This is a genomic window from Anaeromyxobacter sp. PSR-1 (assembly GCF_000964525.1).
Classification (GTDB): Bacteria; Myxococcota; Myxococcia; order Myxococcales; family Anaeromyxobacteraceae; genus Anaeromyxobacter.
The window spans coordinates 1-16,141 of sequence record NZ_BAZG01000045.1 but is presented as its reverse complement, the minus strand read 5'-3'; the positions used below and the strand labels follow the sequence as shown (position 1 = coordinate 16,141).

Here is a 16,141-nt window from a genome sequence, read left to right as displayed (position 1 = left end):
TAGCACGGGATCCGGGGAGATCGGCAGCCCCGGGCGGCGCTCCGGGCTAGAGCCCGCGGGCGCGGAGCAGCAGGTCGCACAGCTCGCGGACCGCGCCGCGGCCGCCGGGGGCGGCGGTGACGAGGTGCGCGACCGCCTTCGCCTCGGGTCGCGCGTCGGCGGGGCAGGCGGCGAGGCCCACCTTCGCGAGCAGCGGCACGTCGTTCACGTCGTCGCCCATGTACGCCACCTCGGCGTCCGGGACGCCGAGGTGCGCGAGCCGCGCGTAGCCGGCCAGCTTGTCGCGCTCGCCGAACACGAGGTGCTGGAAGCGCAGCTCGCGGAGGCGCGCCTCCGAGGCCTTGCCCGGCCGGCCGGAGACGACCCCCAGCGCGACGTGCTCGCGCAGGAGCACGATCCCGTGGCCGTCCTTCACGTCGAACACCTTCAGCGCCTCGCCGTCCGGGCCGTAGTAGAGCCGGCCGTCGGTGAGCACGCCGTCCACGTCCAGCAGCAGCAGCCGGACGCGCGCGGCGCGGGCGAGGAGCTCGGCCTCGGTCACGGCTGCCCCAGCGCGTGCCGGATCGCCAGCACCTCGCGGAGCACGCGGTCGGCGGTGGGGAAGTCGAGCGAGTTGGGCCCGTCGGACTTCGCCACCGCCGGGTCCTCGTGGATCTCCATGAACAGGGCGTCGATGCCCACCGCGGCCGCCGCGCGCGCCAGCGGCGCCACGAACTGCCGGTCGCCGGCGGTGGTGTCGCCGCCCGAGCCCGGCATCTGCACGCTGTGGGTCGCGTCCATGCACACCGGCACGCCCAGCTCGCGCATCTGCACCAGGGCGCGCATGTCCACCACCAGGTTGCCGTAGCCGAAGGTGGCGCCGCGCTCGGTCAGGAACACGTTCTCGTTCCCGCCCTCGCGGCACTTCGCGATGGCGTGGCGCATCTCGCGCGGCGCGAGGAACTGGCCCTTCTTCACGTTCACGGCGCGGCCGTGGCGCGCGCAGGCGATGACGAGGTCGGTCTGCCGGCACAGGAACGCCGGCACCTGCAGCACGTCCACCACCTGCCCGGCCGGCTCCGCCTGCCAGGTCTCGTGCACGTCGGTGAGGCAGGGCAGCCCGGTCTCGCGCTTCACCGCCTGGAACGCGGCCAGCCCCGCCTCCAGGCCGGGGCCGCGGTAGCTCTTGCCGGAGGAGCGGTTGGCCTTGTCGAAGCTGGCCTTGAACACCACCGGCACGCCGTGCTTCGCGGCGAGCTCCTTCACGCGCCGGGCGTGGCGGAGGCCGTGCGCCTCGTCCTCCATGACGCAGGGGCCGGCGATGAGCAGCAGCGGCTGCCCGTCGCCCACGAGGTGCCCGCCCACGCGGGCCAGGATCGGCTGGGACATCGGCTATCCGTTCTTCCCGACCGGGAGCTTCTTCACCTCGGCCGAGGGCTGGCGCTGCTGCGCGTCGCGGTGCTCGAGGGCGGCCTTGACGAACCCCGCGAACAGCGGGTGCGGCGCGAAGGGCTTGGAGCGGAACTCGGGGTGGAACTGGCAGCCCACGAAGTGCTGGCCGGGCAGCTCGATCATCTCCACCAGGCCGAGGTCCGGGTTCACGCCCGAGAACACCATCCCGGCCGCCTCGAACTGGGCCCGGTAGTCGTTGTTGAACTCGAAGCGGTGGCGGTGGCGCTCGTGCACCAGGTCGGCGCCGTACAGCGCGCGGGCCTTGGTGCCCTCCTTCAGCGCGCAGGGGTACGCGCCGAGCCGCATGGTCCCGCCCTTGTCGGTCACGCCCTTCTGCCCCTCCATCAGCGTGACCACCGGGTGCGGCGTCTGCTCGTCGAACTCGAGCGAGTTCGCGCCGGCCAGGCCGAGCACGTTGCGCGCCATCTCGATGACGGCCATCTGCAGGCCGAGGCAGATGCCGAAGAACGGCACCTTGTGCTCGCGGGCGTACTTCACGCCGAGGATCTTCCCCTCGGTCCCGCGGATGCCGAACCCGCCCGGCACCAGGATCGCGTCCACCTTGTCCAGCTCGGAGAGGTCGCCCTCCTCCAGCTTGGTCGAGTCGATGAACGCCAGCTTCACCCGCGCGTCGTTGGCGATGCCGCCGTGGACCAGCGCCTCGTTGAGGCTCTTGTAGCTCTCGTGCAGCTCCACGTACTTGCCGACGATGCCGATCCGCACCTCGCCGCGGCGCGGGTTCTTCACCTTGTCGACGATGGTCTCCCAGCGCTCGAGGCGCGGGGCGCGGCTCCAGATGTTGAACAGCTCGGCCAGCTTGTCGTCGAGCCCCTCGCGGTGGAGCGAGAGCGGCACCTCGTAGATCGACGCGACGTCGAGCGCGGTGAACACCGCCGACGGGTCCACGTTGCAGAACAGCGCGATCTTGTCCTTCATGTCGCGCGGGATCTCGCGGTCGGAGCGGCACAGCAGCAGGTCGGGCTGGATGCCGATCTCGCGCAGCTCCTTGACGCTGTGCTGGGTGGGCTTGGTCTTCAGCTCGCCGGCGGCGGCGATGAACGGCACGAGCGTGAGGTGCGCGTAGACGGCGTTCTCCTCGCCCACGTCGTACTTCATCTGGCGGATCGCCTCGAGGAACGGCAGCGACTCGATGTCGCCGACGGTGCCGCCCACCTCGACGATGAGGATGTCCGCGCCGCCGGCGGCCTCGCGGATCACCGCCTTGATCTCGTCGGTGATGTGCGGGATCACCTGCACGGTCTTGCCCAGGTACTCGCCCCGGCGCTCGCGCTGGATGACGTTCTGGTAGATGCGGCCGGTGGTGTAGTTGTTCCGCCGGGTCATCTTGGCGCTGGTGAAGCGCTCGTAGTGCCCGAGGTCGAGGTCGGTCTCGGCGCCGTCGTCGGTGACGAACACCTCGCCGTGCTGGAACGGGCTCATCGTGCCCGGGTCCACGTTGATGTACGGGTCGAGCTTGAGGTGCTGGACCTCCAGCCCGCGGTTCTCGAGCAGCGCGCCGATCGACGCCGCCGAGAGCCCCTTGCCGAGCGAGCTCACCACGCCGCCGGTGACGAACAGGTACTTCGTCTTCTTTCCCCGCTTGACCATGTGCTCTCCCCGGATCACGCCCCCGCGGCCAGGAGCGCCCGCGCGCGCTCCAGGTCGCCGGGCGTGTCGATCCCGAAACCCCGGTAGCCGGTGTCGGCCACGCGGATGTCGTACCCGTGCTCCAGCGCCCGCAGCTGCTCGAGCGCCTCCTCCCCCTCGAGCCTGCCCGGCGCGAGCGCGGTGAACGTCTCCAGGAACGCGGCGGTGAACGCGTAGATGCCCACGTGGGCGCGGGCCAGCGCGCTCTCGCCGCCGGCGCGCCGGTGCGGGATGGGCGCGCGCGAGAAGTACAGCGCGTCGCCGCTCGCCCGCGTCACCACCTTGACGACCTGGGTCCGCTCCAGCTCGCCCTCGGCGAGCGGGCGGGCGAGCGTCGCCATCCGGACGCCGCCGGCCATCGCGTCGATGACCGCCTCGATGGCCTCCGGCTCGATGAGCGGCTCGTCGCCCTGCAGGTTCACCACGATCTCCGGCCGCGGCGCGAGCTTGCGCGCGGCCTCCGCCACCCGGTCCGTGCCCGTCGCGGCCGGTCCGGTCAGGATGGCCTCGCCCCCCGCGGCGCGGACGGCGCGCACGATCCGGTCGTCGTCGGTGGCCACGGCCACGACGTCCACCCCGCGGGCGCGCTTCGCGCGCTCGACCACATGGGCGATGAGGGGCTTGCCTGCCAGATCGGCGAGGGGCTTTCCCGGGAAGCGCGTGGCGCCGTACCGGGCCGGGATGATGACTGCGACGTGTCTCAAACCGGGACTGCAAAGTACGCGGGGGGATCCCCCGAGTCAACGGCAGGTTTCGAGCGGCCGAGAATCATTCAGGACGGGGCCGCGCCCCGCGCCACGGAGCGGAGCTCCGCGGGGCCGCGCCCGCGGGCTCGCGGGTGATTTTCGGGGGACGGCCGGCCTCCTAGCTTTCGACATGGCCCTCGTGCTCCACGTGGTCGGCGCCCGCCCCAACTTCATGAAGGTCGCCCCGCTCATGGCCGCGCTCTCCCGGCGGGGCGCGGCGCAGCGCCTCGTCCACACCGGCCAGCACTTCGACGAGCGGATGAGCGGCGTGTTCTTCGCCGAGCTCGGGCTGCCCCGCCCGGACCTCGACCTGGGGGTGGGCTCCGGCACCCACGGCGAGCAGACGGGCCGGGTGATGATCGCGTTCGAGCGGGCGCTGCTCGAGGCGGCGCCGCGGCCGGACCTGGTGGTCGTGCCCGGCGACGTGAACTCGACGGTGGCGGCCGCGCTGGTGGCGGCGAAGCTCGGGATCCCGGTGGCGCACCTCGAGGCGGGGCTGCGCAGCCACGACCGGACCATGCCGGAGGAGCTGAACCGGGTGGTCACCGACCACCTCGCCGACCTGCTGCTCACCCCGAGCCCGGACGCCGACGAGAACCTCGCGCGCGAGGGGGTCCCGGCGGCGCGGGTGGCCCGGGTCGGCAACCTCATGATCGACACGCTCCGCGCGCACCTGCCGCGCGCCCGCGCGCTTTCGGCCTGGCGCTACCTGGGCCTCGAGGAGGGCGGGTACGCCGTCCTCACGCTGCACCGGCCCTCCAACGTGGACGACCCCGCCGCGCTCGGCCGGCTGCTCGGCGCGCTGGCGGAGGTCGCGCGCGCGCTGCCGGTGGTGTTCCCGGTCCACCCGCGCACCCGCGCCCGCCTCGCCGACCCCGCGCTGGCCGGCGCCGCCGCCGCGCTCCGGCTGGTCGAGCCGCTCGGCTACCTCGAGTTCCTCTCGCTCACGAGCGCCGCGCGCCTGGTGCTCACCGACTCCGGCGGCCTGCAGGAGGAGTCCACCGCGCTCGGCGTCCCCTGCCTCACGCTGCGCGAGAACACCGAGCGCCCGGTCACCGTCAGCGAGGGCACGAACCACGTGGTGGGCACCGACCCCGGCCGCATCGTGGCGGAGGCCCGCCGCGCGCTCGACGGCGCCCCCGGGCGCGGACGCGTCCCGGCGCTCTGGGACGGGCAGGCGGGGGAGCGGGCCGCGGACGCGGTGCTCGCGTTCCTGGCGCGGGCCTGACGGCGCCGCGCGGGGCGGGGGCGTCGCAGCGGCCGCCGGTGTATGGTGCGCCGGTGACGCAGCAGGTCCGGGTCCGCTTCACGGTCGAGCCGAACTACGCGGGGTGGCGCCTCGATCGCTACCTCCAGGAGAAGATCCGCCGGCTCTCGCGCGAGCGGGTGCAGCGGCTCATCGCGCAGCGGCTCGAGACCGAGGACGGCCGCCGGCTGAAGCCCTCCACCCGCGTCGCGCCCGGCCTCTCCTTCGCGCTCCTCAAGGACGCCGAGGCCGAGCCGGACACGCCCCAGGAGTTCGGGGTGGTGCACGACGACGGCGCGCTGCTGGTGGTGGACAAGCCGGCCGGGCTGCCGGTCCACCCCACCGCGCGCTACGCCGCGAACACGTTCACCTCGCTGGCGCGCCTGCGCTACCCGGACCGCAAGGTCGATCCGGCGCACCGGCTCGACCGCGAGACCTCCGGCCTGCTCGCCTGCGGGACCGCGCCCGAGGTGACGAAGGTCCTGAAGCGCGACTTCGCGCACGCGCGCGTGCACAAGACCTACCTCGCGCTCGCGCTGGGCGCGCCGGTCGAGGACGCGTTCACGGTGGACGCGCCGCTCGCGCTCACCGGCGCGTCGGCGGTGCGGGTGCGGATGCACGTGGCGGCGGAGGGGCTGCCGTCGCAGACCGCGTTCGAGGTGCTGGGCCGGCGCCGCGCGCCGGACGGCGCGCCGGTGGCGCTGCTCGCCTGCCGCCCGCGCACCGGGCGCCAGCACCAGATCCGCGCGCACCTCGCGCACGCCGGGCTGCCCATGGTGGGCGACAAGATCTACGGGCCCGACGAGGAGATCTTCGACCGGTTCACCCGGCGCGCGATGACCGACGGCGACCTCGCGCTGCTCCGCCTGCCGCGCCACGCGCTGCACGCCTGGCGGCTCGAGCTGCCGCACCCGGTCACCCGCGCGCCGGTCCGGCTGGAGGTGCCGCTGCCGCCGGACCTGGCCGCGTTCTGGGAGGGCTGCGCGCCGTGAACGCGTACGACTTCGCCGGGCTGGTGGGCGGGCTCACCGGCGCGTGGATGGCGATCGGGGCCGGGCTGGTCGGGGTCGCGGCCGCGCTGCGGCTCGCGGCGGTGCGGGGCCGGCCGGGGAAGGGCCGGGTGTCGCGCGGGGCGCTCGCGTTCGCGCTGGTGATGGGGGTCGCCGGGCTGGTGCTGTTCGTGGCCGCCGAGCGCGCCCCGTTCCGCCGCGCGCTCGACCACGCCGCCCCCGCCGTCGTCGCCGTCGCCGCGCTGGTCGGGCTGGTCGCGGGGTGGCGGGCCGCTCGGAAGCGCCCCGCGCCACCGGACGCCGCGCCGGCCGCGCCGCCCGGGCCGCCGGCCCAGGGCTAGCCGCGCGTGCGCGCCCGGCGCGCGTTCCGGTCGCGGACCGCCTCGGCCTTGGCGATCCGGCTGCGCTGCTTCACCGCGAGCAGGTAGAAGCGCTCCCGCAGCGCCTGCGCCTCGTCCTCGGGCAGGTCGCCGTGCCGGCCGCGCTCGGCCTCGCGCCGCTCCACCGCGTGGGCGAGCGAGATCGCCGCCGCCACCGACACGTTCAGCGACTGGACGAAGCCGCGCATGGGGATGGCGTAGCAGGCGTCGGCGAGCGCCAGCGCCTCCTCGGAGACGCCGCGCTGCTCGTTCCCGAACACGAGCGCCACCTTGCCGGCGAAGGACAGCCCGGCCATGGGCCGGGAGCGGTCGCCGAGGTGCGTGGCGTAGATCGCGAACCCCTCCGAGCGGAGGTGCGTGAGGCACTCGGTGGTGGAGGACCAGCGCCGCACGTCCAGCCACTTGTCGGCGTTCTGGCTGATCTTCTTGTTGCGGTCGTACGGCTTCATGGGCCCCTCGACCGCGTGCAGCGTCTGGACCCCGAACGCCTCGCAGGTGCGCAGCACCGCGTTCACGTTCTGCGGATCGCAGAACGCCTCCATCACCACCGTGAGCGTGCGGGTGCGGTTCGCCACCACCGCGTCGATGCGGGCCCGGCGCTCCGGGAGCACGAACGCGGGGTCGCCCAGCTTCACGCGCGCGCCCTCGGCTTCGCGAGCTTCTTGCCGCCGCCGCCCCGGTGCGGCCGCGCCTCCTTGAACAGCGCGCGCCCGACCGCGTCGAGGAGCGCGTCGAGCCCCTCGCCGGTGACCGCCGAGACGAGGTGCACCGGCACCGGCTTCTTGCGCCGGCCGAGCAGCTTCTGGAGCTTCACGCCGGCGGCGCGCGCCTCGGGGATGTCGATCTTGGTCACCGCCACGAGCTGCGGCTTCCGCGCCAGCTCCTCGGAGTAGGCGGCGAGCTCGGCGTCGATGGCGTCGAGGTCGGCCTTGGGCGCGCGGCCCGGCTCCGGGTTCGCGCCCTCCACCAGGTGGATGAGGACGCGGCAGCGCTCCACGTGGCGGAGGAACTGGTGCCCCAGGCCGGCGCCGGCGTGCGCGCCCTCGATGAGCCCGGGGATGTCGGCGACCACGAAGCTCCGCTCGCGCCAGCCGACCACGCCCAGGTTCGGCGTGAGCGTGGTGAACGGGTAGTCCGCGATCTTCGGGCGGGCGCGCGAGATGCGGCTGATGAGGGTGGACTTCCCGGCGTTCGGGTAGCCCACGATCCCCACGTCGGCGAGCAGCTTCAGCTCGAGGACGAGGTCCCGCTCCTCGCCCGGCGTGCCGTCCTCGGCGTAGCGCGGCGCCTGGTTGGTGGACGTCGCGAAGTTCATGTTGCCGAGGCCGCCGCGGCCGCCCTTCGCGATCACGACGCGCTCGCCCGCGGTGCCCAGGTCGCAGAGCTGCTCGCCGGTGCCCGCGTCCTTCACCACCGTGCCCGGCGGGACGCGCAGGACCAGGTCCGCGCCGTCCTTGCCGTTCATGTCCGAGCCGCTGCCCTTCTCGCCGTTCCGCGCCTTGTGCTCGCGGATGTAGCGGTAGTCGAGCAGGGTCGAGAGCTGCGGATCGACCTCCAGCACCACGTCGCCGCCGTTGCCGCCGTCGCCGCCGGCCGGGCCGCCCCGCGGGATGAACTTCTCGCGGCGCCACGCGACGGCACCGTCGCCGCCGTCGCCGGCCTTCACGTGGATCTTCACCTCGTCGACGAACTTCACGAGCGACCTCGAGAAACGCGAAGCGCCGCGGACCCGAGGATCCGCGGCGCGCGCAGTGCCGTCGCCCCGAGCCGTGCCGGAGGCGAGGGGAGCTTACGCCCCGGGGAGCACCGACACCACGCGGCGGTCGCCGCGGGTCCGGCTGTACTTCACGGTGCCGTCGATGAGGGCGAACAGCGTGAAGTCCTTGCCCATGCCGACGTTCTGGCCGGGGTGGACGAGCGTGCCGACCTGGCGGACGAGGATGTTGCCCGCGACCACCTTCTCGGACCCGTAGACCTTGATCCCGCGGCGCTGGCCGGGAGAGTCGCGCCCGTTGCGCGAAGAGCCCTGTCCCTTTTTGTGAGCCATTTCCTGCTCCGTTCGCCCCGGGCCTTAGGCCCGGACCGTGGTGATGAGGACCTCGGTGTAGGGCTGACGGTGGCCCCGCTTCTTGGTCCAGCCTTCCTTCTTCTTCCGGAAGTGGATGACCTTCTTGTGCTTGCCCTGGGCGACGATCTCGCCCTCGACGGTGACGCCGGCCAGGGTCGGCTTGCCGACCTTCGCCTCGCCCTCGCCGCCGACGAGCAGCACGTCGAAGTTCACCTTCCCGCCGACGTCGCCGGCGAGCTTCTCGATCTTCACCCGGTCGCCCTGGGCGACGCGATACTGCTTCCCGCCGGTCCGAATCACCGCGTACATCGCTTCTCCTCGGAATCTGGGGAGGAAAACACGGCCGCGCGCGTGCGAGCGCGACGAACCGGCCCTCCGGAAGGGCGGTCATATACGATCGCGCCGCGGCACCTGTCAAGGAATGCCGGGCGGTTGGATCGGCGCACCCGGCCTGCCGCCGGAGGGGGGGCGCCGATGTGGGCATCCCTCCGCCTTGCGGCGTGCGCCCGATCGGCCGATCCTCCGCGTCCTATGAACAAGCGACATGTGATCGCCCTCGCGTGCGCGCTCGCGCTCCCCTGCCTCGCCGAGGCCCAGGCATCGGTGCAGCTCCGCCTGGACCTTCCGGTCGTCCTCCCGCAGCTCGTCGTCGTCTCCCCCGGCGTCCAGGTGGTGCCGGACGTCGAGGAGGAGGTCTTCTTCGTGGACAACTGGTACTGGGTCCGCCACGACGGCGGCTGGTACCGCGCCCGCAGCCCGCGCGGCGGCTGGGTCTACATGCAGCCGCGCTACGTGCCGTCCCGGCTGGTCCAGGTCCCGCCCGGCAAGTACAAGCGCTTCCACCCGGGCAAGGGCCACGGCGCGCCCGCCCGCTACGAGGGCGGCGGCTACGGCGGCGGCCATGGCGGCCACGGCGGCGACCACGGCGGCCACCCGGGCAAGGGGAAGGGCCACGGGAAGCACTGACGCCCGCACCCGAGCGTGCGGCACCGGCGGGCGGTGGGGTCGATCCCCGCCGCCCGCGTCCTTTCGCGGGGGCGCCGGGATCAGAGCCCGAAGTGCGCCGGCGACAGCCCCTTCCACTGGCAGTAATCGCGCAGCTCCCGCTTCACGAGCCCCCAGGTCAGCGCGAGCGCCAGCACGTCGTCGGTGAAGCCGAACGGCACCAGGAAGTCGGGGACGAGGTCGATGGGCGAGACCACGTAGACCACCGCCGCGGCCAGCGCGGCGACCGCCTTCCACGGGACCTTGCGATAGGTGCCGTTCGCGTAGTCGCGGATCACCATCCAGAGCAGGCGCAGCTTGCTGCGCAGCTTGGCCGGCGCGGTCTTCGCGTACCAGGGTGGGCGCGCGAGGAAGCGCCGCGCCGACTCCGCGTGCGCGCCGGCCGTCTCCGGCGTCACGTCGCGCGCATCGCGGGCGAGCTCCCGGGCGGCCGCGTCGCGGCAGGAGATGCAGTCGCCGTTCGTGCCCTGCGGGCGGCCGCAGGCGGGGCAGGTGCGGGGGGCCATGCCGAGGATCCTAATCCGGGGGGCCGCCCGCGGGGAGCGCCCCGGCCGCGTCGGGCGGGGCTCACCCTTCGCGGGCGCGGCGCCGCGCGCGCTCGGGGCGGCCCGCGGGCTCCGCCTCGACCACCTCGTGGAAGCGGCGGTAGTCCACCGCGCGCCGCCCGTCGGGCAGCGTCCGCACGATGGGCGCGAAGCGGGCGCCCCACCGGATGCGCGCGGCCGGGTAGACGTGGCGGGCGTAGATGACGCGGGTGAGCGCCTCGTCGTAGCCGCTGAAGGTGACGATGATCTCCGCCTCGGCGGCGGCGAGCGCCCCGCCGTCGGCCCCGGCGAGCGGGCTGGCCGGGCCGATGGGGTGGGCCGCCGTCCAGGCGTGCGAGAACAGCGCGGTGCCGCCGCGGACGAGCGGCAGGTCGTGCGCGCGCCGGACCGGCTCGCCCTCGTCGTCGAGCTCGTCGCGCACCAGCATCACCGACACCTTCGCGTCCACCACGTGGCTGGTGCGCTCGTTCGCCATGCGGAACTGGAGCGCCTCGCCGCCGCGGTGCGGGCCGATCACGGCCACCTCGCTGAACAGCACCCGGGCGCGGAGCAGCGAGAACTTCGCGAGCACGATGCCCGCGCCGATCACGAGCTCCGCCCAGCGCACGAACCCCTCGGCGCCGGCCACCAGCCCGGCCGCGAGCGCCCGGGGGGCGAGCGCCGCCCGCACCTCGTCCCGGCTGGCGCCGCGCGCGAGCGCCACCAGCGCCGCGATCGCCGAGCCGCGCGCCGCCGGCCCCGCCTCGCCGAGCGCGTAGTGCGCCGCCTCGAACAGCGCCGCGGTGACGAAGTAGACGAGCGCGTACACCGCGCAGAGGCGCGCCCACGGGCCGGTGACGAGCAGGTGGTACAGGTCGGCGAGCGGGCGGCGCCGCAGGCCGATCGCGACCAGGCCGCGGGTGGCCTGCCCGAACACGCGCGTGTGGGTGAGATCCGCCATGCGGCCGCGGATCCTAGACGCCGGGTGCACGGCGCGGCTAGGCGCCGGACCGCCTACCCCGGCGCTACCGCGCCGTCGCGAGCGCCGCCAGCCCGGCCGCGTGCGGCGCGCGCACCACGCCGCGCTCCGTCACGATGGCGGTGACGAGCGCCGCCGGGGTGACGTCGAACGCCGGGTACCGCGCCGGGACCCCGGCCGGCGCGATGCGCTGGCCGGCCAGCACGACCACCTCGTCGGCGCCCCGCTCCTCGATGGGGATGTCCGCGCCGGTGGGCGTGGCGAGGTCCACCGTGGACCAGGGGGCGGCCACGTAGAACGGCAGCCGGTGGTGCGCGGCGAGCACCGCCAGCGCGTAGGTGCCGATCTTGTTCGCCACGTCGCCGTTCGCGGCGATGCGGTCGGCGCCCACCACGACGCAGCCGATCTCGCCGCGCGCCATGAGCCAGCCCGCCATGCCGTCGGTGAGCACCGTCACCGGGATGCCGTCGCGGTGCAGCTCCCAGGCGGTGAGCCGCGCGCCCTGGAGGAACGGGCGCGTCTCGTCGGCGAACACCGAGATGGCGTTTCCGGACTCGACCGCCGCGCGCACCACCCCGAGCGCGGTGCCGTAGCCGGCGGTGGCGAGCGCGCCGGCGTTGCAGTGGGTGAGCACCCGGGCGCTCCGCGGGACGAGCGGGGCGCCGAGCGCGCCGATGCGGCGGCAGGCCGCCTCGTCCTCGTCGCGGATGGCGTGCGCCTCGGCCAGCACGTCCGCGGCCGGCGCGCCGATCCGCGCCGACATGCGCCGCACCGCCCAGGCCAGGTTCACCGCGGTGGGCCGGGCGCGGGCGAGCAGGTCCGCCGCGGCGCGCAGCCGCTCCGGGCCGGCGCCCCGCCGCGCCTCGACCGCCAGCCCGTAGGCCGCCGCCACGCCGATGGCCGGCGCCCCGCGCACGGTGAGGTCCTTGATGGCCGCCGCGACCGCGTCGGCGGTGGACAGCTCGAGCCAGCGCTCCTCGGCCGGCAGCGCCTTCTGGTCGAGCAGGCGCACCAGGTCGCGGCCGTCGTCGTACAGCACCGGCCGGAGGGGTTCACGGACCGTCATCGCTCTCCCTTGCCCAGCCCGGCGAAGAGCCGCAGCGCGAAGTACCCGGCCGCGCAGGCGGCCACGCCCGCCGCCGGCCAGCGCCCCTGCGCCGCCAGCACCCCGGCCACCACCGCCGAGCCCGCCAGCGCCAGCGAGAGGAACAGCTTGCTCGGGCCGCCGGTCGCGCCGGCGCCCGCGGGTCCCGCACCCCACCCTGCCCAGCGCGCCACGGTCAGTCCCCCAGCTTCCTGCGCAGGAGCGCGTTCACCACCGCCGGGTTGCCCTTGCCGCGCATCTCCTTCATGACCTGCCCGACGAAGAAGCCGACGAGGTTCTTGCGGCCGCCGCGGTACTTCTCCACCTCGCCCGGGTTCGCGGCGAGCACCTTGTCCACCGCCGCCTCGATGGCGCCCTCGTCGGAGACCTGCGCCAGCCCCTTCGCCTTCACCACCGCGTCGGGCTCGGCGCCGGTGCGGAAGACCTCCTCCACGACCTGCTTCGCGCCCGGTCCGCCGATGGTGCCGGCGTCGATGAGGCGCAGCACCGCGGCGAGCCGCGCCGGCGTCAGCTTCCAGGTGGCGGGCGCCTCGCCGGTCTCGTTCGCCAGGCGGGCCAGCTCGCCGATCACCCAGTTCGCGACCTTCTTCGCCGCCTCCGGGCCGGCGCCGTACGCGGCGAGCGCCGCGTCGAACCAGGCCGACACCGCCGCGTCCGCCACCAGGTTCCCGGCGTCCTGGGCGGAGAGCCCCAGGCTGCGCTGGTAGCGCTCGGCCTTGGCGCGCGGCAGCTCCGGCAGCGCGGCGCGGAGCCGCTCCACCAGCGCCGCCTCGACGATCACCGGCGGCAGGTCCGGCTCCGGGAAGTAGCGGTAGTCGTGCGCCTCCTCCTTCGAGCGCATCGAGCGGGTCTCGCCGCGGTCCGGGTCGAACAGCCGCGTCTCCTGCACCACCGGCTCGCCCGCCTCGATCAGCTCCACCTGGCGGCGGGCCTCGAACTCGATCGCCTGCTTCAGGAAGCGGAACGAGTTCATGTTCTTGATCTCGCAGCGCGTGCCGAGCTCGGAGGCGCCCTTGCGCATCACCGACACGTTCGCGTCGCAGCGGAGCGACCCCTCCTGCATGTTCCCGTCGTTCACCCCGAGCGCCATCAGGATCGCGCGCAGCGCCTTCAGGTACTCGACGGCCTCCTCGGCGGAGCGCAGGTCCGGGCGCGAGACGATCTCGACGAGCGGCACGCCGGCGCGGTTCAGGTCCACGCCGGAGGAGCCGTCGGCGGAGACGTCGTGCACGTTCTTGCCGGCGTCCTCCTCCATGTGGATCCGGACCAGCCGCGCGGTGTGGTCGCGGCCGTCGAGCGTGAACGTCACCTCGCCGCCCTCGCAGATGGGCAGCTCGTACTGCGAGATCTGGTAGCCCTTCGGGAGGTCCGGGTAGAAGTAGTTCTTCCGCGCGAACACGCTCTTCGGGCGGATCTCGCAGCCGAGCGCGAGGCCGGTCCGCACCGCCATCTCCACCACCGAGCGGTTCAGCGCCGGGAGCGCGCCGGGGAGGCCCAGGCACACCGGGCAGGTGTGCGCGTTGGGCGCGCCGCCGAACGCGGTCGAGCAGCCGCAGAAGATCTTGCTCGCGGTGAGGAGCTGCGCGTGGACCTCGAGCCCGATCACCACCTGGAAGTCGGAGATGGGCATCTCAGGGCTCCGGGGGCGCGGGCAGCGGCCCGAGCTCGCGCTCGAGCGCGCGCGCCGCGCGGAACAGGGTCGCCTCGTCGAACGGGCGCCCCACCAGCTGCAGCCCCACCGGCAGGCCGCTCCCGGCCTCGAGGCCGCACGGCACCGAGAGCCCGGGCAGCGCGGCCAGGTTGCAGGTGATGGTGAAGATGTCCGCCAGGTACATCTGGAGCGGGTCCCCGGTGCGCTCGCCCAGCCTGAACGCGACCGACGGGGTGACCGGGCCGGCGATGACGTCGCAGGACCGGAACGCCTCGTCGAAGTCGCGGCGGATGAGCGTGCGGACTTTCTGCGCGCGCAGGTAGTACGCGTCGTAGTACCCGGAGCTGAGCGCGTAGGTGCCGAGCATGATGCGGCGCTTCGGCTCGGCGCCGAGGCCCCGCTCGCGGCTCTCCGCGTACATCTCCTTCAGCCCCTTCGCGCCCTCGGCGCGCAGGCCGAAGCGCACGCCGTCGTAGCGGGCCAGGTTGGAGGAGGCCTCCGCCGGCGCGATGAGGTAGTAGGCGCCGATGCCGTACTTCGAGTGCGGCAGGGAGACGTCCACCAGCGTGGCGCCGAGGCGGCGGTAGGTGTCGAGCGCGGCGCGGATCGCGGCCTCGACGCCGGCGTCGAGCCCGCCCGAGAGCCACTCGCGCGGCACGCCCACGCGCAGCCCGCGCGCGCCCTCCTCCAGCGGCCCGAGGTAGTCGTCCACCGGGCGGGTGGACGAGGTCATGTCGCGCGGGTCGTGGCCGGCGATGGTGCGCAGGACCAGCGCGGCGTCGCCCACCTCGCGGGCGAGCGGGCCCACCTGGTCGAGCGACGAGGCGAACGCGACCACGCCGTAGCGCGAGACGCGGCCGTACGTCGGCTTCACCCCGACCACGCCGCAGAACGCGGCCGGCTCGCGGATCGAGCCGCCGGTGTCGGTGCCGAGCGAGGCGTGCACCTGCCCCGCCGCCACCGACGCGGCGCTGCCGCCGGAGCTGCCGCCCGGCGTGCGGGAGAGGTCCCAGGGGTTGTGGCAGGGCCTGTACGCGCTGTTCTCGTTGGACGAGCCCATGGCGAACTCGTCCATGTTGAGCTTGCCCACGATCACCGCGCCGGCGGCCTCGAGCCGCTCCACCACGGTGGCGTCGTACGGGGGCAGGTAGCCCTCGAGGATGCGCGAGCCCGCGGTGGTGGGGACGCCCTTCGTGACGAAGATGTCCTTCACCGCCACCGGCACGCCGTCCAGCTCCGAGCGGCGCTCGCCGCGCGCGGCGCGGGCGTCGGCCGCCTTCGCCGCCGCGCGCGCGCGGTCGGCGCTCACCGCCAGGAACGCGCCGAGCTTCCCGTCGGTGGCCTGGATGCGCGCCAGCGAGGCCTCGACCAGCTCGGAGGACGAGATCGCCTTCGCGGCGACGCCCGCCCCCGCCTCGCGCAGCCCGAGGCGGCAGAGCTCCTTCGCCGGCGTGCTCATTCGATGATCCTCGGCACCTTGAAGGCGGTACCCTCGCGCGCCGGGGCGGCGGCGGTCGCCTCCTCCGGCGGGAGGGACGCGCGCACCGCGTCCTCGCGCAGCGCCGGCAGCTCGCCGGCGGCGAGCGCGTGGGTCATGGGCTCGACCGCGGTGACGTCGAGCTCCTCGAGCTGGCGGACGTGGTCGAGGATGGCCGAGAGCTGCCCGGCGAAGGTGCGCTCCTCCTCCTCGGACAGCCTCAGCCGCGCCAGCTCGGCGATGCGCCGGACCTCCTCGAGCGACAGCGCCATCTCTCGCCTACGCCTTCGACTCCGGCTTGAACCAGTTCAGGATCGCGCTCATCACGCCGCGCGACTCCGGCTTCTCGAGGTGCTCGAGCTCGCCCTTGTCGAGGAAGATGCCGCTGCACGAGAAGCACACGTCCACGTCCACGCCGCGGAGCTTCACCTCCTGCATCTGCATGCCGCACTTCGGGCAGTGCATGAAGTGGAGGTCCTTCAGCCGCTTCCGCTCCGACTCCTCGGTCTCCTTCTTGAGCTGGAGCGCGAGCTTCCGCTTCTTCTCGGCGTCCTCCCGGACGAAGTACTCGTCCTCGGTGGTGGACGGCTTCCCCGGCGTTCCCTTGTCGGACATGGTCATCTCCTCAGTGCGTCGATGGCGTTCCGGGCGACCGCGGCCTCCTCGCCGTCGGGATGATGCGCGAGGTACCGCTCGTAGTACCTGATGGCTTCCGCGTCGTTCCCCTGCCACCGGTAGGTCTCGGCGAGCCCGAGGGTGGCGTCCGGATTCTCCGGCTCCACCCGCAGCGCCGCCTGGAAGGCCGACTCGGCGGAAGGGTAGCGGGCGAGATCGAGATAGCACAAACCCTGCCCGGTCAGGGCCGCCACGTT

The 16,141-nt window shown here is 74.2% G+C and carries 21 protein-coding genes; 4 read left to right on the top strand and 17 right to left on the bottom strand.

What is annotated here, in order from left to right; genetic code table 11:
- Positions 1 to 46 precede the first annotated feature (46 nt).
- From PSR1_RS09465 to kdsB, 4 genes are read right to left on the bottom strand one after another with little or no spacing between them, the layout of a single operon-like run.
- Complete coding sequence (locus tag PSR1_RS09465; RefSeq protein ID WP_059437355.1) at positions 47 to 541, bottom strand: HAD family hydrolase; 495 nt, start codon at positions 539 to 541, stop codon at positions 47 to 49.
- The gene (gene kdsA / locus PSR1_RS09460) at positions 538 to 1,368 is read right to left on the bottom strand and encodes a 3-deoxy-8-phosphooctulonate synthase (protein WP_059437354.1); all 831 of its coding nucleotides are present in this window, start codon (positions 1,366 to 1,368) and stop codon (positions 538 to 540) included. Before kdsA ends, PSR1_RS09465 begins: the two co-directional genes overlap by 4 nt.
- 3 nt (positions 1,369 to 1,371) lie before the next feature.
- Positions 1,372 to 3,039: a CTP synthase gene (locus tag PSR1_RS09455; protein WP_059437353.1), complete on the bottom strand. Its 1,668-nt coding sequence runs from the start codon at positions 3,037 to 3,039 to the stop codon at positions 1,372 to 1,374.
- A gap of 14 nt (positions 3,040 to 3,053) precedes the next feature.
- Positions 3,054 to 3,782, bottom strand: coding sequence for a 3-deoxy-manno-octulosonate cytidylyltransferase (gene kdsB, locus PSR1_RS09450; RefSeq protein WP_059437352.1), 729 nt, complete (start codon positions 3,780 to 3,782; stop codon positions 3,054 to 3,056).
- A 172-nt stretch (positions 3,783 to 3,954) separates the two neighbouring features.
- Here kdsB and wecB point away from each other — a divergent pair, with 172 nt between their 5' ends.
- The 3 genes from wecB to PSR1_RS09435 are packed head-to-tail and all read left to right on the top strand — an operon-like array spanning position 3,955 to position 6,421.
- On the top strand, positions 3,955 to 5,052 hold the full coding sequence (wecB, locus tag PSR1_RS09445; RefSeq protein ID WP_059437351.1) for a non-hydrolyzing UDP-N-acetylglucosamine 2-epimerase: 1,098 nt from the start codon (positions 3,955 to 3,957) through the stop codon (positions 5,050 to 5,052).
- A gap of 38 nt (positions 5,053 to 5,090) precedes the next feature.
- Complete coding sequence (locus PSR1_RS09440; RefSeq protein ID WP_059437350.1) at positions 5,091 to 6,062, top strand: RluA family pseudouridine synthase; 972 nt, start codon at positions 5,091 to 5,093, stop codon at positions 6,060 to 6,062.
- Complete coding sequence (locus PSR1_RS09435; RefSeq protein ID WP_059437349.1) at positions 6,059 to 6,421, top strand: hypothetical protein; 363 nt, start codon at positions 6,059 to 6,061, stop codon at positions 6,419 to 6,421. The genes PSR1_RS09440 and PSR1_RS09435 overlap by 4 nt, the downstream gene beginning before the upstream one ends.
- On the opposite strand, the gene PSR1_RS09430 is transcribed toward PSR1_RS09435, so the two are convergent.
- From PSR1_RS09430 to rplU, 4 genes are all read right to left on the bottom strand, one after another.
- On the bottom strand, positions 6,418 to 7,095 hold the full coding sequence (locus PSR1_RS09430; protein ID WP_059437348.1) for an RNA methyltransferase: 678 nt from the start codon (positions 7,093 to 7,095) through the stop codon (positions 6,418 to 6,420). The two genes, PSR1_RS09435 and PSR1_RS09430, sit on opposite strands and share 4 nt — an antisense overlap.
- Positions 7,092 to 8,156, bottom strand: a complete 1,065-nt coding sequence (gene obgE, locus PSR1_RS09425) for a GTPase ObgE (RefSeq protein WP_059437347.1) — start codon at positions 8,154 to 8,156, stop codon at positions 7,092 to 7,094. Before obgE ends, PSR1_RS09430 begins: the two co-directional genes overlap by 4 nt.
- Positions 8,157 to 8,249: 93 nt before the next feature.
- Entirely contained in the window at positions 8,250 to 8,507 is a 258-nt protein-coding gene (gene rpmA / locus PSR1_RS09420) for a 50S ribosomal protein L27 (RefSeq protein ID WP_011423227.1), read from the bottom strand.
- A 24-nt stretch (positions 8,508 to 8,531) separates the two neighbouring features.
- Complete coding sequence (gene rplU / locus PSR1_RS09415) at positions 8,532 to 8,837, bottom strand: 50S ribosomal protein L21 (protein ID WP_011423228.1); 306 nt, start codon at positions 8,835 to 8,837, stop codon at positions 8,532 to 8,534.
- Positions 8,838 to 9,059: 222 nt separating this feature from the next.
- Between rplU and PSR1_RS09410 the strand changes: the two genes are divergently transcribed.
- Positions 9,060 to 9,494, top strand: a complete 435-nt coding sequence (locus tag PSR1_RS09410; RefSeq protein ID WP_059437346.1) for a hypothetical protein — start codon at positions 9,060 to 9,062, stop codon at positions 9,492 to 9,494.
- 80 nt (positions 9,495 to 9,574) lie between these two features.
- Here the strand turns inward: PSR1_RS09410 and PSR1_RS09405 are convergent, their stop codons facing one another.
- The 9 genes from PSR1_RS09405 to PSR1_RS09365 form a co-directional block, all read right to left on the bottom strand.
- On the bottom strand, positions 9,575 to 10,039 hold the full coding sequence (locus PSR1_RS09405; protein ID WP_059437345.1) for a YkvA family protein: 465 nt from the start codon (positions 10,037 to 10,039) through the stop codon (positions 9,575 to 9,577).
- Between the two features lie 61 nt (positions 10,040 to 10,100).
- Positions 10,101 to 11,018: a potassium transporter gene (locus PSR1_RS09400; protein WP_059437344.1), complete on the bottom strand. Its 918-nt coding sequence runs from the start codon at positions 11,016 to 11,018 to the stop codon at positions 10,101 to 10,103.
- Positions 11,019 to 11,082: 64 nt separating this feature from the next.
- The gene (gene mtnA, locus PSR1_RS09395; protein ID WP_059437343.1) at positions 11,083 to 12,102 is read right to left on the bottom strand and encodes an S-methyl-5-thioribose-1-phosphate isomerase; all 1,020 of its coding nucleotides are present in this window, start codon (positions 12,100 to 12,102) and stop codon (positions 11,083 to 11,085) included.
- Positions 12,099 to 12,314, bottom strand: a complete 216-nt coding sequence (locus PSR1_RS09390; protein ID WP_059437342.1) for a hypothetical protein — start codon at positions 12,312 to 12,314, stop codon at positions 12,099 to 12,101. Before PSR1_RS09390 ends, mtnA begins: the two co-directional genes overlap by 4 nt.
- Before the next feature lie 2 nt (positions 12,315 to 12,316).
- Positions 12,317 to 13,771, bottom strand: coding sequence for an Asp-tRNA(Asn)/Glu-tRNA(Gln) amidotransferase subunit GatB (gatB, locus tag PSR1_RS09385; RefSeq protein ID WP_059437341.1), 1,455 nt, complete (start codon positions 13,769 to 13,771; stop codon positions 12,317 to 12,319).
- A gap of 1 nt (position 13,772) precedes the next feature.
- Positions 13,773 to 15,251, bottom strand: coding sequence for an Asp-tRNA(Asn)/Glu-tRNA(Gln) amidotransferase subunit GatA (gene gatA / locus PSR1_RS09380; protein ID WP_059437340.1), 1,479 nt, complete (start codon positions 15,249 to 15,251; stop codon positions 13,773 to 13,775).
- Positions 15,248 to 15,541: an Asp-tRNA(Asn)/Glu-tRNA(Gln) amidotransferase subunit GatC gene (gene gatC, locus PSR1_RS09375; RefSeq protein WP_059437339.1), complete on the bottom strand. Its 294-nt coding sequence runs from the start codon at positions 15,539 to 15,541 to the stop codon at positions 15,248 to 15,250. The genes gatA and gatC overlap by 4 nt, the downstream gene beginning before the upstream one ends.
- A 7-nt stretch (positions 15,542 to 15,548) precedes the next feature.
- Positions 15,549 to 15,884, bottom strand: coding sequence for a zf-TFIIB domain-containing protein (locus PSR1_RS09370; RefSeq protein ID WP_059437338.1), 336 nt, complete (start codon positions 15,882 to 15,884; stop codon positions 15,549 to 15,551).
- 2 nt (positions 15,885 to 15,886) lie between these two features.
- On the bottom strand, positions 15,887 to 16,141 hold a 255-nt coding region (locus PSR1_RS09365), incomplete at its 5' end, for a tetratricopeptide repeat protein (protein ID WP_152643333.1).